19 protein-coding genes and 1 pseudogene are annotated in these 25,140 nt (G+C 74.5%); 2 read left to right on the forward strand and 18 right to left on the reverse strand.

Translation table 11 applies throughout. The annotated features are described in order from the left end of the window. Positions 1 to 15 precede the first annotated feature (15 nt). Genes Q0840_RS13015 through Q0840_RS13025 form a run of 3 tightly spaced genes read right to left on the reverse strand, consistent with a single transcriptional unit; the run spans position 16 to position 3,313 of the window. A complete protein-coding gene (locus Q0840_RS13015) occupies positions 16 to 2,226 on the reverse strand; it encodes a SpoIIE family protein phosphatase (protein WP_298460000.1) in 2,211 nt (736 codons plus the stop codon). Then, a complete protein-coding gene (locus Q0840_RS13020; RefSeq protein ID WP_298460002.1) occupies positions 2,223 to 3,032 on the reverse strand; it encodes an alpha/beta fold hydrolase in 810 nt (269 codons plus the stop codon). The genes Q0840_RS13015 and Q0840_RS13020 overlap by 4 nt, the downstream gene beginning before the upstream one ends. A 53-nt stretch (positions 3,033 to 3,085) precedes the next feature. Continuing rightward, the gene (locus Q0840_RS13025; protein WP_298460005.1) at positions 3,086 to 3,313 is read right to left on the reverse strand and encodes a hypothetical protein; all 228 of its coding nucleotides are present in this window, start codon (positions 3,311 to 3,313) and stop codon (positions 3,086 to 3,088) included. Between the two features lie 257 nt (positions 3,314 to 3,570). On the opposite strand from Q0840_RS13025, the gene Q0840_RS13030 reads away from it, so the two are divergent. Beyond that, positions 3,571 to 4,143 carry a Dps family protein gene (locus tag Q0840_RS13030; RefSeq protein WP_298460006.1) on the forward strand — a complete coding sequence of 191 codons (573 nt, stop codon included), beginning with the start codon at positions 3,571 to 3,573 and terminating at the stop codon, positions 4,141 to 4,143. Positions 4,144 to 4,287: 144 nt separating this feature from the next. On the opposite strand, the gene pyk is transcribed toward Q0840_RS13030, so the two are convergent. From pyk to Q0840_RS13105, 15 genes and pseudogenes are all read right to left on the reverse strand, one after another. Continuing rightward, entirely contained in the window at positions 4,288 to 5,721 is a 1,434-nt protein-coding gene (gene pyk, locus Q0840_RS13035; protein ID WP_298460008.1) for a pyruvate kinase, read from the reverse strand. Between the two features lie 85 nt (positions 5,722 to 5,806). Beyond that, positions 5,807 to 7,282: a glutamate synthase subunit beta gene (locus Q0840_RS13040; protein WP_298460010.1), complete on the reverse strand. Its 1,476-nt coding sequence runs from the start codon at positions 7,280 to 7,282 to the stop codon at positions 5,807 to 5,809. Next, positions 7,275 to 11,837, reverse strand: coding sequence for a glutamate synthase large subunit (gltB, locus tag Q0840_RS13045; RefSeq protein ID WP_298460012.1), 4,563 nt, complete (start codon positions 11,835 to 11,837; stop codon positions 7,275 to 7,277). Before gltB ends, Q0840_RS13040 begins: the two co-directional genes overlap by 8 nt. Positions 11,838 to 11,965: 128 nt before the next feature. After that, positions 11,966 to 12,970, reverse strand: a complete 1,005-nt coding sequence (gene lgt, locus Q0840_RS13050) for a prolipoprotein diacylglyceryl transferase (RefSeq protein WP_298460212.1) — start codon at positions 12,968 to 12,970, stop codon at positions 11,966 to 11,968. A 47-nt stretch (positions 12,971 to 13,017) separates the two neighbouring features. Further along, positions 13,018 to 13,851, reverse strand: coding sequence for a tryptophan synthase subunit alpha (gene trpA / locus Q0840_RS13055; RefSeq protein WP_298460014.1), 834 nt, complete (start codon positions 13,849 to 13,851; stop codon positions 13,018 to 13,020). After that, entirely contained in the window at positions 13,848 to 15,113 is a 1,266-nt protein-coding gene (trpB, locus tag Q0840_RS13060; protein WP_298460016.1) for a tryptophan synthase subunit beta, read from the reverse strand. Before trpB ends, trpA begins: the two co-directional genes overlap by 4 nt. Before the next feature lie 58 nt (positions 15,114 to 15,171). Beyond that, positions 15,172 to 15,984 (reverse strand): indole-3-glycerol phosphate synthase TrpC, encoded by an 813-nt coding sequence (trpC, locus tag Q0840_RS13065; protein ID WP_298460018.1) that lies wholly within the window; start codon positions 15,982 to 15,984, stop codon positions 15,172 to 15,174. A 165-nt stretch (positions 15,985 to 16,149) separates the two neighbouring features. Beyond that, entirely contained in the window at positions 16,150 to 16,554 is a 405-nt protein-coding gene (locus tag Q0840_RS13070; RefSeq protein WP_298460020.1) for a DUF2752 domain-containing protein, read from the reverse strand. Positions 16,555 to 16,648: 94 nt separating this feature from the next. Next, positions 16,649 to 17,212, reverse strand: coding sequence for a DUF4190 domain-containing protein (locus Q0840_RS13075; RefSeq protein ID WP_298460023.1), 564 nt, complete (start codon positions 17,210 to 17,212; stop codon positions 16,649 to 16,651). A 176-nt stretch (positions 17,213 to 17,388) separates the two neighbouring features. Further along, entirely contained in the window at positions 17,389 to 17,685 is a 297-nt protein-coding gene (locus Q0840_RS13080; protein WP_298460025.1) for an HGxxPAAW family protein, read from the reverse strand. A gap of 179 nt (positions 17,686 to 17,864) precedes the next feature. After that, the gene (locus tag Q0840_RS13085) at positions 17,865 to 18,473 is read right to left on the reverse strand and encodes a Trp biosynthesis-associated membrane protein (protein WP_298460029.1); all 609 of its coding nucleotides are present in this window, start codon (positions 18,471 to 18,473) and stop codon (positions 17,865 to 17,867) included. Beyond that, positions 18,470 to 20,044, reverse strand: a complete 1,575-nt coding sequence (locus tag Q0840_RS13090) for an anthranilate synthase component I (protein ID WP_298460031.1) — start codon at positions 20,042 to 20,044, stop codon at positions 18,470 to 18,472. The genes Q0840_RS13085 and Q0840_RS13090 overlap by 4 nt, the downstream gene beginning before the upstream one ends. A 110-nt stretch (positions 20,045 to 20,154) precedes the next feature. Continuing rightward, a pseudogene (gene hisI, locus Q0840_RS13095) lies at positions 20,155 to 20,541 on the reverse strand (phosphoribosyl-AMP cyclohydrolase); the annotation flags it as partial. Between the two features lie 22 nt (positions 20,542 to 20,563). Continuing rightward, positions 20,564 to 22,426 (reverse strand): ABC transporter ATP-binding protein, encoded by a 1,863-nt coding sequence (locus Q0840_RS13100; RefSeq protein ID WP_298460033.1) that lies wholly within the window; start codon positions 22,424 to 22,426, stop codon positions 20,564 to 20,566. Continuing rightward, a complete protein-coding gene (locus Q0840_RS13105; RefSeq protein WP_298460216.1) occupies positions 22,423 to 24,306 on the reverse strand; it encodes an ABC transporter ATP-binding protein in 1,884 nt (627 codons plus the stop codon). Before Q0840_RS13105 ends, Q0840_RS13100 begins: the two co-directional genes overlap by 4 nt. Before the next feature lie 153 nt (positions 24,307 to 24,459). Here Q0840_RS13105 and Q0840_RS13110 point away from each other — a divergent pair, with 153 nt between their 5' ends. Beyond that, positions 24,460 to 25,107: a TIGR03085 family metal-binding protein gene (locus Q0840_RS13110; RefSeq protein WP_298460035.1), complete on the forward strand. Its 648-nt coding sequence runs from the start codon at positions 24,460 to 24,462 to the stop codon at positions 25,105 to 25,107. The last annotated feature ends 33 nt before the right edge of the window (positions 25,108 to 25,140 follow it).

Consider the following 25,140-nt stretch of genomic DNA (forward strand, 5'->3'; position numbering starts at 1 on the left):
GCCGCCGCCGTCCGGTCAGCGTGCGGCGCCCGGGCGGCCGATGGCGAGCAGCGCGACGTCGTCGCCGCGGTGCCCGGCCACGAGCTCGGCGAGCAGTGCGTCGCAGAGGCTCTCCGGGTCGTGGGTGCCCGAGTCCGCCGCGGTGCGCCGCAGCCGTTCCAGCCCGGCGTCCAGGCGCTCCGTGCGGACCTCCACCAGTCCGTCGGTGTACAGCACGATCGTCGCGTCGGGCGGCACGGTGCCCGACCACTCGGGAGCTGGACCGAGCGTGATCCCCAGCATCGTCGTGGGACGCACCGGCACCAGCTCGGCCCGCCCCCCGTGGACCAGCAGCGGCGGCGGGTGCCCCGCGGACGCCAGCCGCACCTCGCCCGTCGCCGGCCACAGCCGCCCGAACACCCCGGTGGCCATCCGCTCGAGGCCGAGCACCGGCCAGCTCGCCTGCATCCGGTCGATCACCTCGGCCGGCGACGCCCCCTCGGCCACGAGCGCCCGGTAGACGCTGCGCAGCTGTCCCATCGTGGCCGCAGCCGTCAGGTCGTGCCCGACGACGTCGCCGACGGCGAACGCGACCGACCCGTCCGCCAGCGGCAGCACGTCGTAGAAGTCCCCCCCGACGTCGGCCCAGCGCGACGCCGGCAGGTACCGCACCCCCACGGCCAGCCCCTCGACCGGCGGCGGCAGCGGCGGCAGCAGTCCGGCCTGCAGCGCGTGCGACGCCCGGTACTCGACGTCGAAGCGCTCCGCCCGGGCCGCGACCAGCGCGACCTGGCGGCCGAGCTCCTGGGCCAGCTCGACGTCCGCCTGGGTGAACGGGTCCCGGGTCGGCCCGGTGGCCAGCGTGATCGCGCCCAGCACGCGGTCCTCGGTGATCAGCGGCACCGCGATGAACCCGTCGAAGCCTGCCGCCTCGGCGAGCTGGCGGTGCCGCTCGTCGCGCGTCCCGGCCTCGAGCCAGGCCCGGTCGACGTGCTGCTGCCACACCACCTCGCCCCCGAGCAGCGCCTGGACGGCGGGCGAGTCGTCCGACACCGTCGGGGAGTAGTCGCGGACGACCTCGTCGACGAACGGCTGCCGCGCCGGGTCCCCGTGCCGGCCGACCATCCGCACCGGGCCGGACTCGGTGAGGATGTCGATGAGGCAGATGTCGGCCAGCGCGGGCACGGCGACGGCGGCCAGCCGTTCGAGCGTGTCGCGGAAGTCCGTGGCGGCGGCCAGCACGGTCGCCGCACGGAGCAGGAACGCCGAGCGCCGCGCCTGCTCGGCGGCGCTGTCGGCCAGGCGCGCCCGCTCCAGCGCCTGCCCGGCCTGCCGGCCCAGCGTCCCCATCAGGCTCGACGTGGTCGGCGTGATCTCCCGGTCGGACGGCAGCTCCACGGCGAGGACCCCGACCGGGCGGTCACCGGTCACCAGGGGCACCAGGGCGACCCGGCTGGTACCCGGCGCGGTCGTCACCGGCTCGAGCGGGCCGGCCGCCGCGCCGTCCGGCACCGGCTCGACCACCTGGACCACCGCCTCGGTGACGCACCAACGGTGCGGCAGCGTCGAGGTGGGCTCGATCCGGCGCACCTGGGGCTGGACCATGCCGGTCCACGCGACCAGCGCCAGGTCGGACGGCTCGGCCCCCGCCAGTCCGTCCAGCAGCCAGACCGTCGAGCCGCGCGCCGCCAGGGCCAGGGCTGCGGCGGACGCGATCACCTCGACGACGTCCGCGGACGACGACGCCGCGGCGAGCCGCTCGACGACCTCCTGCAGCGCGCGCATGCGGGCCTCGGAGGCCTCCGCGGCCCGGCGCGCCCGCAGCAGCTCCAGCTCGTACTCACGCCGGTGGGTCGCGTCGAAGACCGTGGTGCGGACCAGCGCGGGCCCGCCGCCGGCGGTGGGCCGGCGGACCGCGCTCACGAGCGCCGGCAGCGTGGTGCCGTCGGCACGCACCACGTCCAGGGCGATCTCCCGCACCGAGCCGTGCAGCGCCAGCATCGGCGCGTAGTGCGTCTCGTGGAAGACCCGGCCGCCGGCGGTGAGCAGGTCCCGGAACCGGGTGCGGCCCACCAGGTCGTCGCTGCTGCGCCCGGTCCACCGCAGGAAGGTGCCGTTGACCCGCACGATGGTGCCGTCGGCCGTCGTGGTCAGGTAGCCGCACGGGGCGTCGTCGTACAGCTCCTCGGCGGACTCGTCCGGCAGCACAGCGGTGCGGACCTCCTCGGGCCCCGGTCCGCCGATCATCCGGGGACGGACGTCCCCAGGAAGGAGCGGATCGCGGCGATCGTCTCCTGCGGGGCGCTCAGGTGCGGGCAGTGCCCGGCGGTGTCGAGCACCATCAGGCTGCTGCCGGGGATCTGCTCGTGCACGAACCGTCCGACGGCGACCGGCGCGATGGCGTCGTCGGCCACCTGGATCACGAGCGTGGGGATCCGGACACCGGCGAGGTCGGCGCGGTTGTCCCCGCGGAAGGTCACCTCGGCGAACTGCCGGGCGATCGCCGGGTCCGTCCGGCAGAAGCTCGCCGTGAGCTCCTCGCCGAGCTCGGGCCGGTCGGGGTTGCCCATGATGACCGGGGCCATCTGCGCCGACCAGCCCAGGTAGTTGCTGTCCAGGGACTCCAGCAGCCCGTCGATGTCCGCCTCGGTCAGCCCGCCGACGTAGTCCTCGTCGTCGGCGTACCGCGGGGAGGGCGACACCATGACCAGGCTGCCGAACAGCTCGGGGGCACGGCGCACCGCCAGCACGCCGATCATGGCGCTCACCGAGTGGGCGACGAGGACGACGTCGCGCAGGCCGAGCTCGCGGCACAGGTCCACCACGTCGTCGGCGTACCCGTCCAGGGACGCGTACCGCACGGGGTCGTAGGCGCTCAGGTCGGACCGACCCGCTCCGACGTGGTCGAACAGCACGACCCGGTGGTCGGCCTCGAAGGCCGGCGCGACCAGCCGCCACATCGCCTGGTCGCAGCCGAACCCGTGCGCGAAGACCATGGCCCTGCCGTCGGGCTCACCGGTGACCGTGACGTGCAGACGGTCGGTGGCGGACATGGGCCGAGCCTACGCAGCCGATGCGCCCGGCCCAAGACGGGGGCGACAGCAGGCTACAGACGGTCCGGGTCGTCCCACGCCTCTCCGGCGAGCTCGTGCTCGTGCCACTTCGCCTCGGTGTCGGCGAGGGACCGGGGGCCGTCCTCGGGGTGTCCGCCGGCCAGCACGTCGCCGGCGGGGGGTCGGGCGTCGGGGCGACCACCCGCGTTGGTCCCCTCGGCCTCGACGAGGTCGTCGTCGTGGGCGGCAGGGTCTGCGGGGTCGGGGATGGGGGTGCTCATGGCGTCAGTCCTACTCCGTCGTCGGGCGCCGCGCATCCGCCGCTCGGCCGCTGGTCGCGCGCCGGTCGCCCGCCAGGTCCGGTCGCCGTTCCGCGCCCCGGCGCCGCGCCCCGGGGCCGTCCCGACGTCCCGCGCCGTCCCGACGTCCCGCGCCGTCCCGACGCGCGGGCCGGGCCGAGGTGGGAAAGGATCGGGGTCTGGGCCCCCGCGGGGGCCGGACCGGAGCACGCCGTCGACGTATCGACCGGAGGACCGTCATGACCGATCTGCCCAAGTTCACCGTCCCCTCGCTGACGCCGGAGGAGGGCCGGACCGTCGCGGACGCCCTGCAGGGGCGCCTGCACGCCCTGAACGACCTGGCGCTGACCCTCAAGCACATCCACTGGAACGTCGTCGGCCCGAACTTCATCGCCGTGCACGAGATGATCGACCCCCAGGTCGACGCCGTGCGGCTGATGGTCGACGCCATCGCCGAGCGGATCGCGACCCTCGGCGTGCCGCCGCAGGGCACGCCCGGTGCCCTGGTGGCCGCCCGGACCTGGGACGACTACTCCATCGGCCGGGCCGGCGCGATCGAGCACCTCGGTGCGCTCGACGTCGTCTACCAGGGCGTCATCACCGACCACCGCAAGGCCGCCGAGGCCGTCGAGGACATCGACGACGTCACCAACGACCTGCTGGTCGGCCACCTGCACGACCTGGAGCTGTTCCACTGGTTCGTCCGGGCGCACCTGGAGTCGTCTGGCGGCAGCCTGAGCACGCAGGACAGCAGCACCGAGCACGGCTCGGCGGAGCAGGCGGAGAAGGGCGCGAAGGCCGGACCGGTGTGACCACCGACGGGTCGACCCGCACAGGTCGACCCACCCGGGTCGACCCCCCGGCCCAGCACGACCGAACGACCGAGCCCCCCGGGACAGCGTCCCGGGGGGCTCGGTCGTCCCTGTCCGCCGCAGGCGGGCAGGTCGGCGGCCGGGTCAGGCGTGGCGGGAGAGCCCCGCCTCCTCGCCGATCTTGTGCACGAGGATCGAGTTCGTGGTGCCGGCGACGCCCACCGGCGCACCCGAGACCACGACGACGTAGTCGCCCAGCTCGGCGAGCCCGTTGGCACGCAGCGTCTGGTCGACCTGGTCGACCATCTCGTCGGTCGAGCCGACCTGGGCCACCTCGAAGCTCTGCACGCCCCAGCTCAGCGACAGCACGTTGCGGACCGTGGTCACGGGCGTGAACGCCAGCAGCGGGATCGGGGACCGCAGGCGCGACATGCGGCGTGCGGAGTCGCCGGACTGGGTGAAGGTCACCAGGAACTTCACCCCGACGATCTCGCCCACCTCGGCAGCGGCCCGGGTGATCGCCCCACCGCGGGTGTGCGGGGTCGAGCCGAGCGGCGCGATCCGCTCGCGACCGAGCTCCTCGGTGTTCTCGATGATGCGGGCCATCGTCCGCACCGCCTCGATCGGGTAGTCCCCGACGCTGGTCTCGCCGGAGAGCATGACGGCGTCGGCGCCGTCGAGCACGGCGTTGGCGCAGTCCGACGCCTCGGCCCGGGTGGGACGCGGCGCCGAGATCATCGACTCGAGCACCTGCGTCGCGACGATCACCGGCTTGGCGCTGCGACGGGCGAGCTCGACGGCGCGCTTCTGCACGAGCGGGACCTGCTCCAGCGGCAGCTCCACCCCGAGGTCGCCGCGCGCGACCATGATGCCGTCGAAGGCCTCGACGATCTCGACGATGTTCTCGACCGCCTGCGGCTTCTCGACCTTGGCGATGACCGGGATGACCCGGCCCTCCTCCTCCATGATCCGCCGGACGTCGTCGTAGTCGGCGGCGCTGCGCACGAAGGACAGCGCGATGAGGTCCGCGCCCACCTGCAGCGCCCAGCGCAGGTCCGACTCGTCCTTGTCCGACATGGCGGGCACGGAGACCGCGACACCGGGCAGGTTCAGGCCCTTGTTGTTCGACACCGGGCCACCGACCTCGACCCGGGTCACGACCCGGGGACCCTCGACCGCGGTGACGCGCACGAGCACGCGGCCGTCGTCGATGAGGATCGGGTCGCCGACGCGGGCGTCGCCCGGCAGACCCTTGTGGGTCGTGGAGACGAGCTCCTTGGTGCCGGGCACGTCCTCGGTGGTGATGGTGAAGACGTCGCCCTCGGCGAGCTCGTGCTTGCCCTCGGCGAAACGGCCGAGCCGGATCTTGGGGCCCTGCAGGTCGACCAGCACGGCGACCGAGCGGCCGGAGGCCTTGGCGGCGGCGCGCACGTTGTTGTACACGCGCTCGTGCACCTCGGTGTCACCGTGGCTGCGGTTCAGCCGCGCCACGTCCATGCCGGCGTCGACCAGCGCCTGGATCTGCTCGGCGGACTCGGTCGCGGGTCCGATGGTGCACACGATCTTCGCTCTACGCATGGCTCCAGCCTATGTCGGGGTTCGGGGTCGGCGACCGCACGACGCCGCGGCGGCCCGGTGCACGGGCCGCCGCGGCGGGGACGGTCTACGGGTGCAGCGAGACGGTGCTCGCGCGGATCGGGACCGGCAGCTCGCTGGTGCCGCCGGACAGATAGGCGTCCACCGACGCGGCCGCCGCGCGGCCCTCCGCGATCGCCCACACGATGAGCGACTGCCCGCGCCCGGCGTCACCGGCCACGAACACCCCCGGGAGGCTGGTCGCGTAGTCGTCGGACCGCGCCACCACGCCGGTGGGCGTGACCTGCGCGCCGACCTGACCGATGAGCAGGTCGGTCTCGGTGCCGACGAAGCCCATCGCGATCAGCACGAGGTCGGCCGGGATGACCCGCTCGGTGCCGCTGGCCGGGACACGGCGGCCGTCGGGCAGGTACTCGGTGGTGGCGACCCGCAGGCCGGTCACGCGCCCGTCGGTGCCCTCGAAGGCGACGGTCGAGGCGAGGTAGTCGCGCTCGCCGCCCTCCTCGTGGGACGTGGAGACCTCGAACACGGTCGGGTCCATCGGCCACGGCTGGTGGGCCGGCCGCTCGGTCGGCGGCTGCTTGCCGATCGCCAGCGTCGTGACGGACGCCGCCCGCTGCCGCAGCGCCGTGCCCAGGCAGTCCGAGCCCGTGTCGCCGCCGCCGATGATGACCACGTGCTTGCCGGTCGCGACGATCTGGTCGGTCACCTCGCGGCCCGCGACCACGGCGTTGGCCTGGTGGAGGTACTCCATCGCGGGGTGGATGCCGGCCAGGTCGCGGCCCGGCAGCGGCAGGTCGCGCGGGACGGTGGCGCCGGTCGCGATCACGACGGCGTCGTACCGGGCCCGTAGCTGGGGCCAGGTGATGTCCCGGCCGATCTCGACGCCGGGGCGGAACCGGGTGCCCTCGGCGGTCATCTGCGCCAGGCGTCGGTCGATGACCGACTTCTCCAGCTTGAAGTCCGGCACGCCGTAGCGCAGCAGACCGCCGATGGCGTCGTCGCGCTCGTACACCGCGACGGTGTGCCCGGCCCGGGTGAGCTGCTGCGCTGCGGCGAGGCCGGCCGGACCCGACCCGACCACGGCGACGGTCGAGCCGGTCAGCCGGGCGGGGACCTGCGGGGTCACCAGACCGCGGGCGAACGCCTCCTCCGGGATGGTGGCCTCGACGTTCTTGATCGTCACCGGCGGCTGGTTGATGCCCAGCACGCACGCCGACTCGCACGGCGCCGGGCAGATGCGTCCGGTGAACTCGGGGAAGTTGTTCGTGGCGTGCAGCCGGTCGATCGCGTCGCCCCACTGACCGCGCCGGGTCAGGTCGTTCCAGTCCGGGATGAGGTTGCCCAGCGGGCAGCCCTGGTGGCAGAACGGGATGCCGCAGTCCATGCAGCGGCCCGCCTGACGGCGGACGAGCGCCTCCTCGTCGGGGTGGTCCACGCGGTACTGGTGCACCTCCCGCCAGTCCATCAGGCGGACGCTCACGGGTCGGTTGGCGGGCAGCTCGCGCTCCCGGACCTTCAGGAAGCCGCGGTGGTCAACCACGGGACACCTCCAGGATGTGCTCCCACACGCCGGGCTGCGTCGCGTCGAGGCCCTCGGCCTCGGCCTTCGCCATCGCCACGGTCATGCGTGCGTACTCGGTGGGCAGGACTCGGGTGAACCGGGTCCGCAGGGCGCCGGTGTCGGCGAGCAGCTCGTTGGCGAGCGGCGACCCGGTCTCCTCGTGGTGGCGCCGCAGCAGCGCCTCGACGCGGATCAGGTCCGCGTCGTCCAGCGGCGCCAGGGTGATCTCCCCGGCCGCCAGCGCCGCCTCGTTGACGGCGCCCGGTCGCAGGTCCAGCACGTACGCGGTGCCGCCGGACATGCCGGCCGCGAAGTTGCGTCCGGTCCGGCCCAGCACCACCACGGTGCCGCCGGTCATGTACTCGCAGCCGTGGTCCCCCACTCCCTCGACCACCAGCGTCGCACCGGAGTTGCGCACCCCGAACCGCTCGCCGACGACGCCCCGCAGGAAGATCTCCCCCGACGTCGCGCCGTAGCCGATCACGTTGCCGGCGATCACGTCGCGGTCGCCGGTCAGCTGGGCCGACCGGTCGGGCCGCACGACGATCCGGCCGCCGGACAGCCCCTTGCCGACGTAGTCGTTGGCATCCCCGTACAGGCGCAGCGTGATGCCGCCGGGCAGGAACGCGCCGACCGACTGCCCGGCCGAGCCGGTCAGCGTGATGTCGATGGTCCCGTCGGCCAGCCCCGTGCTGCCGTACCGCTTGGTGACCTCGTGACCCAGCATGGCGCCGACCGTGCGGTTGACGTTGCGCACCGGCAGGTCGATCCGCACCGGCTCGGCGCGCTCGAGCGCGTCGCCGGACAGCGCGATGAGCTGGTTGTCCAGAGCACGCTCGAGCCCGTGGTCCTGGGCCCGCGAGTGCCGCAGCGACGCGGGGTCGGCGTCGGGCTTGGTGAGGATCGGCCCCAGGTCCAGGCCGTCGGCCTTCCAGTGCGCGACCGCGCGGCGGGCGTCCAGCGCGTCGACGCGGCCGACCGCCTCCTCGACGCTGCGGAACCCGAGCGCCGCCAGGTGCTCGCGCACCTCCTGGGCGATGAACTCGAAGAACGTCACGACGAACTCGGGCTTGCCGCTGAAGCGTGCCCGCAGCTCGGGGTTCTGCGTCGCGACGCCCACCGGGCACGTGTCGAGGTGGCAGACCCGCATCATGATGCAGCCCTCGACGATCAGCGGCGCGGTCGCGAAGCCGAACTCCTCGGCCCCGAGCAGGGCCGCCACCACGACGTCACGCCCGGTCTTCATCTGGCCGTCGACCTGCACCACGATGCGGTCGCGCAGACCGTTGATCACCAGGGTCTGCTGGGTGTCGGCCAGGCCGATCTCCCAGGGGCCGCCCGCGTGCTTGAGCGACGTCAGCGGGCTCGCCCCGGTCCCGCCGTCGTGCCCGGAGATCAGGACGACGTCGGCGTGCGCCTTGGACACGCCGGTCGCGACCGTGCCGACGCCGACCTGGCTGACGAGCTTGACGTGCACGCGCGCCGCCGGGTTGGCGTTCTTCAGGTCGTGGATGAGCTGGGCGAGGTCCTCGATCGAGTAGATGTCGTGGTGCGGCGGCGGGGAGATGAGCCCGACGCCGGGCGTGGAGTGCCGGGTCGCGGCGATCCACGGGGAGACCTTGGGCCCGGGCAGCTGGCCGCCCTCACCGGGCTTGGCGCCCTGGGCCATCTTGATCTGCAGGTCGTCGGCGCTGGTCAGGTAGTCCGCCGTCACGCCGAACCGCCCGGAGGCGATCTGCTTGACCCGGCTGCGCCGCTCGGGGTCCTTCAGGCGCGCCGGGTCCTCGCCGCCCTCGCCGGAGTTGGACCGTCCGCCGAGCCGGTTCATCGCGATCGCGAGGGTCTCGTGAGCCTCGGCCGAGATGGACCCGTAGGACATCGCCCCGGTGTTGAAGCGCTTGACGATCTCGCTGACCGGCTCGACCTCGTCGATCGGCACGGGCGCGCGTCCGCTGGAGAACTGGAGCAGGCCCCGCAGCGTCATGAGCCGCTCGGACTGCTGGTCCACCCGCGCGGTGTACTGCCGGAAGACGTCGAACTGGCGCGAGCGGGTCGAGTGCTGGAGCCGGAACACGGTCTCGGGGTCGAACAGGTGCTCCTCGCCGTCGCGGCGCCACTGGTAGTCGCCCCCCTCGGCGAGCCGCTGGTGGGGCTGACGGTTGCCGCTGCGCGGGTACGCGTCGGCGTGACGGGCGGCGACCTCGGCCGCGATGACGTCCAGCCCGACGCCGCCGAGCCGGCTGGTGGTCCCGGTGAAGTACTCCTCGACGAGCTCCTCGGACAGCCCGAGGGCCTCGAAGACCTGCGCGCCGCGGTAGGACGCGATCGTGGAGATGCCCATCTTGCTCATCACCTTGAGCACGCCCTTGCCGAGCGCCTTGATGAGGTTGGCGACCGCCTTCTCCGGCGTGACGTCGAGGTACCCCGAGCGAGCCAGGTCCTCGACGGACTCCATCGCCAGGTAGGGGTTGACCGCGGCGGCGCCGTACCCGACCAGCGCGGAGACGTGGTGCACCTCACGCACGTCACCGGCCTCCACGACGAGCGAGACCCGGGTCCGGGTCCGGCGGCGCAGCAGGTGGTGGTGCACCGCGCTGACCAGCAGCAGCGACGGGATCGCGGCACGGTCGGCGTCGCCGTCCCGGTCGGAGAGCACGATGAAGCTCACGCCGTCGGCGACCGCACGGTCGACCTGGGCGAAGATCTCCCCCAGCCGCTCGTTCAGGGCGGCGCCGCCACCGGCGACCCGGTACAGCCCGCGGATGGTGATGGCCTTGAACACCCCGGCCAGGCGGGGGTCGCGGTGCACGCGCGCGATCTTGGCGAGCTCGTCGTTGTCGATGACGGGGAACGGCAGGAAGAGCTTGCGGGCGTGCTCGGGCAGGTCCTCGAGCAGGTTGGGCTCCGGCCCGATCGCGCCACCGATGCTGGTCACCAGCTCCTCGCGGATGGCGTCCAGCGGCGGGTTCGTGACCTGGGCGAACAGCTGCGTGAAGTAGTCGAACAGCAGCCGCGGGCGCTCGGACAGCACCGCGACCGGGGTGTCGTTGCCCATCGCGCCGAGCGGCTCCGCGCCGGCGTTGGCCATCGGGGTGAGCAGGACCTTGAGGTCCTCCTCGGTGTACCCGAACGCGCGCTGGCGCCGGCGCACGGACGCCGAGGAGTGCGCGACGTGCTCACGCTCGGGCAGGTCCGGCAGCGCCACCGCGTTCTCGCGCACCCACTGGGCGTACGGCCGCTGGGCGGCGAGCTGGGCCTTGACCTCGTCGTCCTCGATGATCCGACCGGCGCCGGTGTCCACGAGGAACATCCGGCCCGGCTCGAGCCGACCCTTGCGGACCACCGTGGCGGGGTCGATGTCCAGCACGCCGGCCTCCGAGGCGAGCACGACGAGCCCGTCCTCGGTCACCCAGTACCGGCCCGGGCGCAGCCCGTTGCGGTCCAGCACCGCGCCGATCAGCGTGCCGTCGGAGAAGGTCAGGCACGCGGGCCCGTCCCACGGCTCCATCAGCGTGGAGTGGTACTCGTAGAAGGCCCGGCGGGCGGGGTCCATGTCGGCGTGGTTCTCCCACGCCTCGGGGATCATCATGAGCACCGAGTGCGGCAGCGACCGCCCCGCGAGGTGCAGCAGCTCGAGCACCTCGTCGAACGTCGCCGAGTCGCTGGAGCCCTCGCTGACCACGGGCAGCAGCGGGGCGAGGTCGCCGAGCTTGTCGCTGGACAGCGTCGAGGTGCGGGCGGCCATCCAGTTGCGGTTGCCCTTGACCGTGTTGATCTCGCCGTTGTGCGCGATCATCCGGAACGGCTGGGCGAGCGGCCAGGACGGGAACGTGTTGGTCGAGAACCGCGAGTGGACCAGGGCCAGCTCGCTCGCGTAGCGCGGGTCGGACAGGTCCGGGAAGAACGGCTCCAGCTGCGCGGTGGTCAGCATCCCCTTGTAGGTCAGCGTGCGCGAGGACAGCGACGCGAAGAAGATCCCGAGCTCGTGCTCGGCCCGCTTGCGCAGCCGGTAGGTCCGCCGGTCGAGCCCGACGCCGCGCAGCTCGCGGGAGGGGTCGGCGACCACGAGCTGGCGGAACGCCGGCATCGACGCGCGGGCGGTCGGGCCGACCAGGTCCGCGGTGACCGGGACGTCGCGCCAGGCCAGGACGTCCAGCTTCTCCTCGGCCGCGATGGCCTCCAGGGCGCGCACGGCGGTGCTCTGGCCGGCGGCGTCGGTCGGCAGGAACGCCGTGCCGATCGCGTACAGGCCCGCAGGGGGCAGGTCGGCGTCGACCACGTCGCGCAGGAAGGCGTCCGGGATCTGGGTGAGGATCCCCGCGCCGTCACCGCTGTCCGGCTCGGAGCCGACGGCGCCGCGGTGGTCCAGGTTGAGCAGCGCGGTCAGCCCGGCGTCGACGATGTCCCGTCCGGGGGTGCCGCGCAGGGTCGCCACGAAGGCGACGCCGCAGGCGTCGTGCTCGTTCGCCGGGTCGTACAGACCGTGGCGTGCGGGCGCGCCGAGCGCAGCGGGGAACTTCGACGACGTGGGCATGGAACACCGTCCTCACAGGGTCCCGACATGCAAGGGGCCGTTAGGGGAACTGAGGGGCTCGTCGGGACGTCGTCGGCCCGAGCGTGGAGCGACGATACATCCCGGAAACGCATCGGGGCACGGACGTCTCAGGGCACGTCCCGACCGGGACTGCCGTGGGTCGGGGCCGCGTCCTGGCGGGCGTGGCGCCGGGGGTGCCCGGCGTCGTCCCGGGCGCCGGGGCCGGCCGGCTCGGGCGGGACGACGTCGGTGACGTCGTCCGGGGCCGCGGCGCCGTCGTCCGGCACCGGGGCGCCGTCCAGCCGCAGCGTCGTCTCGCGGCCCGGGTGCCGGCGGCCGAGGACGACGAAGAACGCCACCGCGACCAGACCGACGACGATCGACGTCCACACGTTGAGCCGCAGTCCCAGCACCTGCTCGGCGGGGTCGATGCGGAGCGCCTCGATCCACAGCCGCCCGACGGTGTAGAGCGCGACGTACAGCCAGAACACGCGGCCGTGCCCGAGCCGGCGGCGCCGGTCGACCCACACCAGCACGGCGGCCGCCGCGAGGTTCCACACCATCTCGTACAGGAACGTGGGGTGGAACAGCGTGCCGGCGTCGTACCCGGCCGGGAAGGTCGGCCCCGCGGGGTCGATCCGCAGCCCCCACGGCAGCGTGGTGGGTGCCCCGAACAGCTCCTGGTTGAACCAGTTGCCGAGCCGGCCGATCGCCTGCGCGACCAGCAGCCCCGGGGCCAGGGCGTCCGCGAACGGCGCCAGCCGGACGCCTTGCCGGCGGCAGCCGATCCAGGCGCCGACGGCACCGAGCGCGACCGCCCCCCAGATCCCGAGGCCGCCCTCCCAGACGAACAGCGCCCGGACCGGGTCGCCGCCGGGGCCGAGGTACGCGTCCGGGGAGCTGAGCACGTGGTAGATCCGGCCGCCGACGATCCCGAACGGGACCGCCCAGAACGCGATCTCCAGGACGGTGTCGCCGTCACCGCCGCGGGCGACCCAGCGGCGCGTGGTGATCCACAGGGCGGCGGCGATGCCCGCGAGGATCGCGAGCGCGTAGGCCCGCAGCGGGAACGGGCCGAGGTGCCAGACGGCCTGCGGTGGGCTGGGGATGGCCGCCCCGAGGGACGCCCCCACGGACGCCGGGAGCAGGCTCACGCCGCCCGCGCCCAGCGCCACGGCGCTCACCGGGTGCGCGCCTCGGCGCGGTCGGCCCCCCGCACCCCGGCGGACAGGTCACGCGCGACGGCTGCCACCGCCTCGAGGCCCTGCGCGGGGCTCGACGCCTCCAGCATGGGGCGCACGAACGCGGACCCGACGATCACACCGTCGGCGTAGCCGGCGACCTGCGCCGCCTGGCCCGCCGTGGAGACGCCGAGCCCGACGCACACGCGCGCGGCGCCGGCCTGCCGGGTGGCGGTGACGAGCTCGGCGGCCCGCTCGCCCAGCGAGGTGCGCTCGCCGGTCACCCCCATGGTCGAGGCCGCGTAGACGAACCCGCGGGACGCGGCAGCCGTCGAGGCCAGACGCTCGGGGGACGAGCTCGGCGCGACCAGGAACACCCGGTCGAGGTCGTGGGCGTCGGCCGCGGCGATCCACTCCCCCGCCTCGTCCGGGATGAGGTCGGGGGTGATGAGGCCCGCTCCGCCGGCGGAGGCCAGGTCCCGGGCGAACGCGTCCACCCCGTACCGCAGCACCGGGTTGAAGTAGCTCATCACCAGCACGGGAGCGCCGGTGGCGGCGATGCCCTCGACGGCGCCGAAGACGTCCCGCACCCGGACGCCGCCCTCGAGGGCACGCTCGACGGCGTGCTGGATGACCGGCCCGTCCATGACGGGGTCGGAGTAGGCGATGCCGAGCTCGATGATGTCCACGCCCGCCTCGACCATCGCGGTCGCGGCGGCGACCGACCCGGCCACGTCGGGGAACCCGACCGGCAGGTACCCGATCAGCGCGGCGTGCCCCTCGGCGCGCAGGGCGTCCAGGCGGTCCCCCGCGCGGCTGCGCCCGGCGCTCACTTCTGCTCCCCGGGGATCTCGGCGACCTTCTCGGCGACGTCGTGGTCCAGCAGGTCGAACCAGCGGGCGGCGGTCTCCACGTCCTTGTCGCCACGGCCGGACAGGTTGACCAGGATGACCGCGTCGGGCCCGAGCTCGCGGCCGAGGTCGATGGCGCCGGCCAGCGCGTGCGCCGACTCGATCGCCGGGATGATCCCCTCGGTCCGGCACAGGATCTTGAAGGCGTCCATGGCCTGCGCGTCGGTGATCGGCCGGTACTCGGCACGGTGGATGCTCGACAGCCACGAGTGCTCGGGGCCCACTCCGGGGTAGTCCAGGCCCGCTGAGATGGAGTGGCTCTCGACCGTCTGGCCGTCCTCGTCCTGGAGCAGGTACGACCGCGCACCGTGCAGCACACCGGGAGCACCCGCGGTGATGGTGGCCGCGTGCCGACCGGTCTCCACGCCGTCGCCGCCGGCCTCGAGGCCGATCAGCCGGACCCCGGCGTCGTCGAGGAACGCGTGGAAGATGCCGATCGCGTTGGAGCCACCGCCCACGCACGCCGCGACGGCGTCGGGCAGGCGGCCGACCAGGTCGAGGACCTGGGCGCGGGCCTCCTCGCCGATGATGCGCTGCAGGTCGCGGACCATCGCCGGGAACGGGTGTGGGCCGGCGACCGTGCCGAACACGTAGTTGGTGGTCTCGACGTTGGTGACCCAGTCGCGCAGGGCCTCGTTGATCGCGTCCTTGAGCGTGCGCGACCCCGTGGTCACCGGGATGACCTCGGCGCCGAGCAGCCTCATCCGGGCGACGTTGAGGGCCTGACGGCGGGTGTCCTCCTCGCCCATGTAGATCACGCAGTCCAGGTCGAACAGCGCCGCCGCGGTCGCGGTCGCCACGCCGTGCTGACCGGCGCCGGTCTCGGCGATGACCCGCGTCTTGCCGATCCGCTTGGTCAGCAGCGCCTGGCCGAGCACGTTGTTGATCTTGTGCGAGCCGGTGTGGTTGAGGTCCTCGCGCTTGAGGATGATCCGGGCGCCGCCGGCCTCCCGGGCGAAGCGGGGCACCTCGGTGATGATGCTGGGCCGCCCGGTGTAGGTGCGGTGCAGCCGCTGGAGCTCGTCGGTGAAGCCGGGGTCCACCTTGGCTTTGCTGTACTCCGTGTCGAGCTCGTCGAGGGCCGCGATGAGCGCCTCGGGCACGAACCGGCCCCCGAAGTCGCCGAAATACGGGCCTTCGAGCGTGGCGAGCGAGTCGGCGAGCGACCGGTCTGGCTGGTCCACCGGGATCAGTCCCTTCTGAGGGTGAGGTGCGCGGGAGGGTGACGACGAGCCGGCCGGCTCAGCGGCGCACCGCGCGCAGCGACGGGTGTGCACCCGCGGCCACGAGGTCGGCGACGGACTGGCGTGGTGCGTCGTCCGTGACGAGGGCCTCGCCGACCAGGACGGCGTCGGCGCCCGCGCGCGCGAACTCCATCACGTCGTGCGGTCCGCGGACGCCGGACTCGGCGACCTTCACGAGCCCGTCGGGGATGGCGGGCGACACCCGGGCGAACGTGCCGGGGTCGACCTCAAGGGTCTTGAGGTTGCGGGCGTTGACGCCGATGACGCGTGCGCCGGCGTCGACGGCACGGGAGGCCTCCTCGACGTCGTGCACCTCGACCAGGGCCGTCATGCCCAGGGAGTGGACCCGCTCGACGAAGCTGGTCAGCACCGTCTGCTCCAGCGCCGCGACGATCAGCAGGACGATGTCCGCGCCGTGCGCCCGGGCCTCCCAGATCTGGTACGGGCTGACGATGAAGTCCTTGCGCAGCACCGGGATGTCGACGGCGGCCCGGACGGCGTCCAGATCCGCCAGGGAGCCCTTGAAGCGCCGCTCCTCGGTGAGCACCGAGATGCAGTGCGCACCGCCCTTCTCGTACTCGACCGCGAGCGCGGCCGGGTCCGTGATGGTGGCCAGCGGGCCGCGGCTCGGGCTGGACCGCTTGACCTCGGCGATCACCGCGACCGCCTCGTCGTCGCGCAGCCGGTCCACGCAGTTCAACGCACCCGGCACCCGTGCGGCGCGCTCCTTCAGGACGCTCAGCGGGGTCGTCGACTCGCGGGCCGCGAGGTCCTCCCGGACTCCCGCGACGATCTCGTCCAGCACCGTCATCGTGGCCACACCTTCCCTCGGGGAACCCTCACCGACCGTCTCGGCCACCTGCGAGGACGGGCAGCGAGTGGGTCCATCGTAGAGCCGCACGCGTGTGACCCCGACCACCGTCGTGCCGGGACGGGGCCGTCGGGGACGTCGCGGACGTCGCGGTCGCCGCCGCGCTCAGGGCGCGAGGACGCCGGCGAGCGCCGGCACGTTGCGCAGCACGGTGAACGCGACCACCACGGCGAGCAGCACCCATGCCGTGGGAGCGGCGGCGCTGTCGGGCGCCCGGGCGGCGGGCCGCCCGGCACCGAGCCACCGGCGGCGCAGCCACAGGGCCCAGGCGGCCACCGCGAGCGGCGCCCCGAGGACGACGAGCGGGTTCATGCCCCAGGCACCGGCGAGGTCACCGTGCGCGAGGTCGTGGACCGCGCGCTGGCCGCCGCAGCCTGCGCAGTACAGGCCTGTCAGCGCGAGCACCGGGCACCCCAGGTGCCCGCCCGGTCGGTACGGGTCGGTCACGGCCAGGTACGCCACGGCGAGGCCGGCGGCCAACCCCGCGGCGAGCGGTGCCCGGGCGGCCACGGCACCCCGGCGACCGGACGACGCCCGCACGTCCGGACGGCCCGGACCTGCGTGGAGGTGCGGGCCGTCCGGACGCGAGCGGGCGGACATGGCGTCAGAACGTCGTGGTGCCCGTGCTGGTCTCCAGCACGTCCATGTACCAGGCCCAGCCGCCGAAGATGAGCCAGAGCAGCCCGACGACCCACAGCACGAGGGCGACCACCCCGATGATGACGCCGGCCAGCCCGAGGCCACCGTTGTTCGCCTCGCCGCTTGCCGCCGCCTTGCGGCTCTTGGAACCCAGGACGATGCCGGGGATCGCCAGCAGCGGCGCGATGGTGCTGCAGATCGTCAGCGAGAGCAGGCTCAGCACGAGCGACCAGACGCCCAGCGAGTTGCGCTGGGTGCCGCCCTGCTGCCCGTACGGCGAGCCGCCGTACGCGCCGTAGGCGGGAGCCGCGCTGCCGAAGTCCTGCTGGGAGCCGTAGGCCGGCGGCTGCGACCCGTAGGCCGGCGGCTGGGACCCGTAGGCCGGCGGCTGCGAGCCGTAGGCCGGCGGGGTCGACCCTGAGCCGTACGAGGTCGAGCCGGACGACTCCGGACCGGACGAGCCGGAGCCCGAGGAGTCGGGGTCGCGCGGGGTGCCGTACGGATCCTGGGGGTTGTTCGTGGACGACATCGGACCTCCGTGGTGGGTGACGCGGACCGGGAGTGACCCGGGCGGTTCGGTGTGCGGTTCGGCTCTCGTGGTGTGCCGCCCGGCCGTGCGCGGCGTGGCGGGGGGCCGGCGGGGGCCGGGTCGACCGCGCGGCGGCGGCCGGCGGTGCCGGCCGCCGCCCGGCGCGACGGGTCAGCTCAGTGCGACCGGCCCTCGGCAGCGGCCCGCTCCTCCTTGGCGCGGGTCCTGTCGCCGCCCTGGCCGAAGCCCATGAGCTGCAGGATCTTGCCGAGCAGGACGCCGAGCACGGTCAGCCCGACCCCCGTCCAGAACAGCCAGCTGAACGCCAGCACCATGCCGACGGCGCCGACGGTGAACCCGACGATGACGAGCACCGTCATGGTCCACGCCGCCGTCGTGTGCCCGTGGTTCATGGGCGGCGCGCTGGGCGGGAGGTACGCGGTCTCGGATCGAGAGGTGGAACGGTCGGCCATGCGTGGAGCCTTTCATCTGCGGGTTCGCCCGAGCCTATCCCGCGGGGGTCGCCCCGGCCGCGCACGCCCCGCGTGCGGGGCGCCCGGGCGGCCTGGGGTCGGCCGGGGTCAGCCGAGGTCGGCCGGGGTCGGCCGGGGTCGGCCGGGGTCGGCCGGGGTCGGGTGGGGGTGAGCCGGGGTCAGGTGGGGTCGTGGCCGCGGGTGAGCGCGTCCCACGCCGCCTGGTCGTCGTCGGGCACGGCGGCCGTGCCCTCGCTGCGCCCGCCGCGCGCGGCGTCGTGCCGGGCCGAGGGCCGCGACCAGGACCTCGACGTCGCACCGAGCCAGAGGCCGACGACCATGACCGCGACCCCGACGGCGGCGGCGACCCACGGCCAGGCGGTGATCACGACGGGCGCGGTGAGTGTGCCCACGCCGGTCGCGCCGGCCACGACGGTGCGTGCGATCGGCTCGGGGTCCGCCGTCACCGAGACCGCCGAGGCCAGCTGGAGCAGCCCGGCGAGCAGGACGACGCCGGTCACCACCCAGCGTCCGACCGGCCCGGCGAGGCCGATCGCGATGCCGGCGGCCAGCAGGACGAGGGCGGCCGCGGGCACTCCCGGTGCGGCCTGGGTCCCGGTCACGGCGACCGGCACCACCGGTTCGAGCGCGGTGGACCCGGCCGTGCGCAGCCACACGGGCACGCCGCTGACCAGGGAGGCGAGCGCGAGTGCGAGCACCACGAGGATCGCGCAGCGTCGTCCGGTGCTCGCCGGTGCGGGGGGCGGCGGCGCGTCGGGCAGGCTCACGCGTCACGGCCCAGCGTGCGCAGGCGGGAGGCGACCTGGACGGCCCGGACCGCGGCGGCGGCCTTGTTGCGGGACTCGGCGTACTCCAGGGCCGGCACGGAGTCGGCCACGATCCCGCCGCCGGCCTGCACGCTCGCCCGCCCGCCGGCGATGACCGCCGTGCGGATGGCGATGGCCATGTCCATGTCCCCGGCGAAGTCGAAGTAGCCGGCGGTCCCGCCGTAGATCCCGCGCCGTGCCGGCTCGAGCTCGTCGATGAGCGCCATGGCGCGCGGCTTGGGGGCGCCGGACAGGGTGCCGGCGGGGAAGGTCGCGGCGAGCGCGTCCAGGGCGGTCGCCCCCGCGCGGAGCTGGCCGACGACGGTCGAGCAGATGTGCATGATGTGGCTGAACCGCTTGACGGCCATCAGCTCGACCACCTCGACGGTCGACGGCTCGCACACCTTGACCAGGTCGTTGCGGGACAGGTCCACCAGCATGATGTGCTCGGACCGCTCCTTGGGGTCGGCGAGCAGCTCCTCCCCCAGCCGCAGGTCCTCCTCCGGGTCAGCACCGCGGGGCCGGGAGCCGGCGATCGGGAACGTCACGGCGCGTCCGGCGGTGACCTTGACGAGCGTCTCGGGGCTGGACCCGACGACCGCGAAGTCCGACCCGGCGGCGTCCTGCAGCGCGAACAGGTACATGTACGGGCTCGGGTTGATGGTGCGCAGGACGCGGTACACGTCGAGCGGGTCGGCCGGGCAGTCCAGGTCCAGGCGCTGGGACAGCACCACCTGGAAGACCTCCCCGTCGACGATCGCCCGCTTGCCCGCGCGGACGGCGTCCTCGAACTCCTGCTGGCTGGAGCGGAACTCCAGCGCGGGCTCGGGTGCCGCGACCAGGACGGCCGGACCGCCCGCGGCGGGCTCCGCCAGGGCCGCCTGCATGGCGTCGAGCCGGGCCACCGCGTCCGCGTGCGCCTCGTCGACGCGGGCGTCGGTGTCGTCGAAGTTGATCGCGTTGGCGACCAGCCACACCGACCCGTCGACGTGGTCCACGACGGCGAGGTCGGTCGCCAGGCACAGGGTCATCTCCGGCACGTCGAGCTCGCGCGGGGCGTTCGCCGGGATGGTCGGCTCCCACTGGCGCACGATGTCCCACCCCAGCGCCCCGACCAGGCCACCGGTCAGCGGCGGCAGCCCGGGGACCGCCGGGGTCCGCAGCACGTCGAGGGTGGCCCCCAGCACCTCGAGCGGGGCCCCGTCGGTCGGGACCCCGGCCGGGACGTCACCGGTCCACACCGCGCGACCGTCGGCGACCGTGAGGGTGGCGCGCGAGCGCACCCCGATGAAGGAGTGCCGCGACCAGGAGCCGTCGCTCTCCGCCGACTCCAGGATGAACGTGCCGGGCCGGCCCGCGGCGAGCGTGCGGTACAGGCCGACCGGGGTCACGTCGTCGGCCAGCAGGCGGCGCACCACGGGGATCACCCGACGGGTGGGGGCGAACTCGCGGAACTCCGCCAGCGACGGCCAGGTGGTCCCCCACGGCACCTCGACCGGCGCGAGCGTGGGGTCCTCGGCGGCGGCGGTCACCGGCCGGCTCCCCCGGCGACGCCGGCGCCGGTCGTCGCACCGGTCGTGGCACCGGTCGTGACGCCGGTGGACGGCACCCCGGACGGCTCCGACGACCCGGCGCCGTCGGGCCGATCGCCGACGACGGCGGGCAGCACGCCGCCGGCGTCGAAGCACGTGCGCGCGCCGGTGTGGCAGGCGGCGCCGACCTGGTCCACCCGGACGAGCAGCGCGTCACCGTCGCAGTCGACCGCGACCGCCCGGACGTACTGGGCATGGCCGGACGTGTCGCCCTTGCGCCAGTACTCCCCGCGCGACCTGCTCCAGAAGGTCACCCGGCCGGACGTCAGCGTGCGGTGCAGCGCCTCGTCGTCCATCCAGCCGAGCATGAGCACGTCACCGGAGTCGTGCTGCTGGACGATCGCGGCGACCAGCCCGTGCTCGTCGCGCTTGAGCCGGTGCGCGATCGTCGGGTCGAGGGCGGACGGGGACGAGGACGGGGTCGACACGCCGGTGATTCTCCCACGCCGGCGTGGGCCGTCATCGCGTCTGGCTCACCCACGAGGCGTGCATCGACGCGTAGGTGCCGCCTGCCGTGACGAGCTCGCCGTGCGAACCGACCTCCACCACCCGACCGGCGTCCACCACGACGACGAGGTCGGACGCCTCGGCGGTCGACAGCCGGTGCGCGATGGTGACCGTGCTGCGGCCCTCGGTGAGCGAGTCCAGCGCCCGGGCGATGCGCACCTCGGTCGCGGGGTCCACCGCGGAGGTGGCCTCGTCGAGCACCAGCAGGTCGGCCTCGGCGAGGTAGGCGCGGGCGAGCGCCACGAGCTGGCGCTCGCCCGCTGACAGGGACTCCCCCCGCTGCCCGACGTCCGTGGTCAGACCCTGCGGCAGCTCGGACAGCCAGTCGGTCAGGCCCAGGGCGTCCAGCGCGGACCGCACCCGGGCCTCGACGACGTCGTCGGCCGCGTCGACGTCCGCCCCGCGCAGGCCGTAGGCGATGTTGCTCAGCAGCGTCCCGTCGAACAGGAAGCCCTCCTGCGGCACCACGACGACGCGGTCGCGCAGGCTGGTGGTCTCGATGTCGCGCAGGTCCACGCCGTCGAGCAGGACCCGCCCGCGGGTGGGGTCCATGAACCGCACCAGCAGCTTGGCCATCGTCGTCTTGCCCGACCCGGTCGCGCCGACGACGGCGACCGTCGCGCCGGCCGGGATGGTGAGGTCGACGTCGGTGAGCACCGGGGGCCCGTCGGGGTAGGCGAACTGGACGTCGTGGAGCTCCACGGTCGCCGGCCCGCGGGGGCTGACGACGGCGTCCGGACCGGGGTCGGCCACCTCGACGCGGGTCTCCAGGACGCCGAGCACCCGGCGCCACCCGGCGACGGCGTTCTGCAGCTCGTTGAGGATCTCGGTGGCCATCTGCACCGGACCGGTGAACAGCTGCACCAGGAACAGGAAGGCGAGCAGCTGCCCGACCGTGATGCCGCCGTCCACGCCGAGCAGCGTGCCGACGACGACCACCACGGCCAGCACGATGTTGGACACCAGCACGCCGCTGGAGAAGACGATCGCGACGAGCTTCTGCGCGCGCACCTGGGCGTCGCGGGTCGCCTGGATGGTCGCGTCGATGCGGCGCTGGACCCGCTCCGAGACGCCGTAGGCGCGGATCGTCTCGGCGCCCACGACCGACTCCGAGATGGCGCCGAGCATCGCCCCGACCCGCTCACGGACCGTCGTGTAGGCGGCGTTGACCCGTCGCTGGGCGGGGCGCAGGACCAGCACCAGCGGGATGAAACAGGCCCACACCACCAGGGTCAGCTGCCAGGAGTAGATCGCCATGAGGATGGTGGCGACCCCGATCTGCAGCACGGAGACGAGCAGCATGATGCCGCCCCACTGCACGAACAGGGAGATGGTGTCGACGTCGGACGTCACCCGCGAGACCAGCGAGCCGCGCCGCTCGGTGCCCTGGGTGAGGACCGACAGGTCGTGGACGTGCCGGAACGCGCGCACGCGCAGCGTCGCCAGGCCCGCCTCGGTCGAGCGGAACAGCCGGATGTTGACCAGCGCCGAGCAGGTCGCCGCGGCGAGCAGCGCGAACGCGGCCGCGACCACCAGCGTCACGACGCGCTCGACGTCCGGGCCGCCGTCGGCGAGGACGCCGGTGTCGACGGTCTGCTGCACGGCGATCGGGACGACGACCCGGCCGACCGCGGCGAGCACGGCCAGCACGATCGTCAGCCCCAGGCCCTGGACGATCTCCGGGGAGACCTGGACGCCGCGGCGCAGGGTCGCCAGCACGCCCAGGTCGCTGGTGCGGCCGATCCGCGACGCCTCCACGGCGTGGCTGCCGGCGGCAGTGCGCGTGGGCGGTGCGGTGCGGGACGTCGTGGTCATCGGTCCACCTCCGCCCCGGCCGATGCCACCGCGAGGTCCTCGCGGTCGGCGGCCCGGCGCGTGGACTCGCGCTCGTAGGCGGTCGCGAGGTGCCGGTACCCGGGGTCGCGCGCCAGCAGCTCGGCGTGGGTGCCGCGGTCGACGACGCGCCCGCCGTCGAGGTGGACGATCTCGTCGGCCATGGTCACCGACGACATCCGGTAGGCCACCATGACGACGGTCGGCCCGCTGTACCGGGCGTCCGCGCGCGGGTCGCGGGCTCCCTCGGCCACGCCCCGGTCGTGCGGACGCGGCCGGTCGGCGGTCCGGTCGCGGCTGCGCAGCCCGGTGAGGATGGCCTGCTCGATGCGGGGGTCGACCGCGGACGTGGCGTCGTCGAGGACCAGGACGCGGGGCCGGCGCACCAGGGCGCGGGCGATCGCGAGGCGCTGGCGCTGGCCGCCGGAGAGGTTTGCGCCCCGCTCACCGAGCGGGGAGTCCAGCCCGCCGGGCAGCGCGCGCACGACGTCGTCGACCCGCGCCAGGCGCAGCGCCTGCCACACCGCGTCGTCGTCGGGGGCGTCGGGGTCGCCGTCGTCGGCGAGGGTGACGTTGGAGCGCACGGTGTCCTCGAAGACGAACGTGGTCTGGCCCACGAGGGCCACCTGGCGGGTGAGGTCCGCCGGGCGGACCTCGCGCAGGTCCAGGCCGTCCAGCAGGACCGCGCCGGTGGTGGGGTCCGAGAGCCGGCTGAGCAGGGACACCAGGGTCGTCTTGCCCGCCCCGGTCACGCCGACGACGGCCACGGTCCGGCCGGGCCGGATGTCCAGGTCGACGTCGCGGAGCAGCTGCGCGGTGCCGTCCCCGGACGGGACGTCCACGCCGACACCGCGCATCTCGATGCGGGCGCCACCGCCGGCCGCGGGCAGAGGCCGGGTGCCGGGGGTCAGCGCCCCGCCGGAGTCCAGCACGCGCGCGATCCGGTCGAAGCCGACCAGCGAGCGGGGCAGCTCTCCCAGCACCCAGCCGAACGCGCGGACGGGGACGGCGAGCAGCGTGAGCAGGTACGCCGCGGAGACGACGTCGCCGGTCTCGACCGCACCGGACCGCATCCGCAGCGTGCCGACGCCCAGCACGAGCAGGGTGCCGATGTTGGGCAGCAGGTCGATCACGGGGTCGAAGATCGCCCGGACGATGCCGACCCGGACGTTCGCCTCGCGCAGCTCGGAGGTGCGTCCGGCGAAGCGCTCCTCCTCGCGGTCCTCGGTGCCCAGAGACTTGACCAGCACCGCCGCCTCGAAGCTCTCGTGGGCGATGTCGGCGACCGACGCGCGCAGGCCCTGGGCGCGCATGATGGCCGGTGACATGCGCCGCTGGAACACCAGGTTCGCCAGCACGGCGAACGGCAGCACGGTCAGCGCGGCGAGGGCGAGCCAGGCGTCGGTGGTCAGCAGCGCGACGGCGGCCACGGCGATCATCACCACGACCCCGAGCGCGAACGGCAGCGGGTTGAACACCCCGGTGGCGGCCTCGACGTCCGAGCTCGCGTTGGACAGCAGCTGCCCGGTGGGGTGGCGGCGGTGCCAGGACATCGGCAGCCGCAGGTACTGGCGGGTGACCCCGGTGCGGTGCCGCTTCTGCAGGTCCGCGTAGCCGATCCCGGCGAAGATGCGGCGCAGCGCGACCGTCACGCCGAGCGTGACGGCGACCCCGGCGAGCGCCAGCCCGCCGAGCCAGACGTGGTCACGGGCGACCCCGTCGCCCTCGAGCGCGGGGACGACGACCCGGTCGGTGACCGCGCCGAGCACCTGGCTGACCGCGACGGTCGTCGCGCCGAACAGGGCCGAGATCCCGATCGCGGCGGTGTAGGTGCGCGGCTCCGCGCGGATCCCGCGGCCCATGAGCTGCAGGGAGCGGCGCGTCACCGAGCCGTCGAGCGCGTGCTGGGGTCGGCTGGACGGGCGCGCGGGCACATCGCTCCTAGACGAGAGGGGGGCGGGAAGGCTCCCATGGTCGCACGCGACACCGACACGGGCCCCGTGGGACCATGCGTCATGCCCTGGCACCCCCTCGAGCGAGCGGCCCTCGCCCACGCCCTCCGGGAGGCCGGACCCGATGCGCCCACGCTGTGCGAGGGCTGGGCAGCCCGCCACCTGGCCGCGCACGTCGTGCTGCGCGAGACCGCCCCGCTCGCCGCCGCCGGCGTCGCCGTGCGACCGCTGGGCCGCTACACCGAGCGCAGGATCGCCGAGCGCGCCGCGCTCGCCGACGAGCCGGGCGGGTGGGACGAGCTGGTCGGGCAGGTCGAGCAGGGGCCGGGGCGGCTCAGCCCGATGTCGTGGATGGGGGACGCCGCCAACCTGCTCGAGTTCTTCATCCACACCGAGGACGTGCGCCGCGGCGCCGGACCGGTCCCCGCGCAGACGCTGGCCCCCGAGCACACCCAGGCGATCTGGGACCGCCTGGCCCGCCAGGCGCGGCTGCTGTACCGCCGTGCCGGGGTGGGCGTGGTGCTGGTCGTCCCCGGGGGGCCGCGCCGTGGCGTGCGGCGGCCGCCGTCGGGCGCCGGGACGGTGGTGCTGCGCGGGGAGGTGGGCGAGCTGGCGCTGCACGCGTTCGGCCGGGAGAGCGCGGCCCGGGTGGACGTGCTGGGCCACCCGGACGACGTCGAGCGCCTGCAGGAGTCCCCCACCGGCATCTGAGGACGCCGCGCCGCGCGGGCCGTCCGAGCAGGG

The sequence above is a fragment of the uncultured Cellulomonas sp. genome, assembly GCF_947494015.1.
Classification (GTDB): domain Bacteria; phylum Actinomycetota; class Actinomycetes; order Actinomycetales; family Cellulomonadaceae; genus Pengzhenrongella.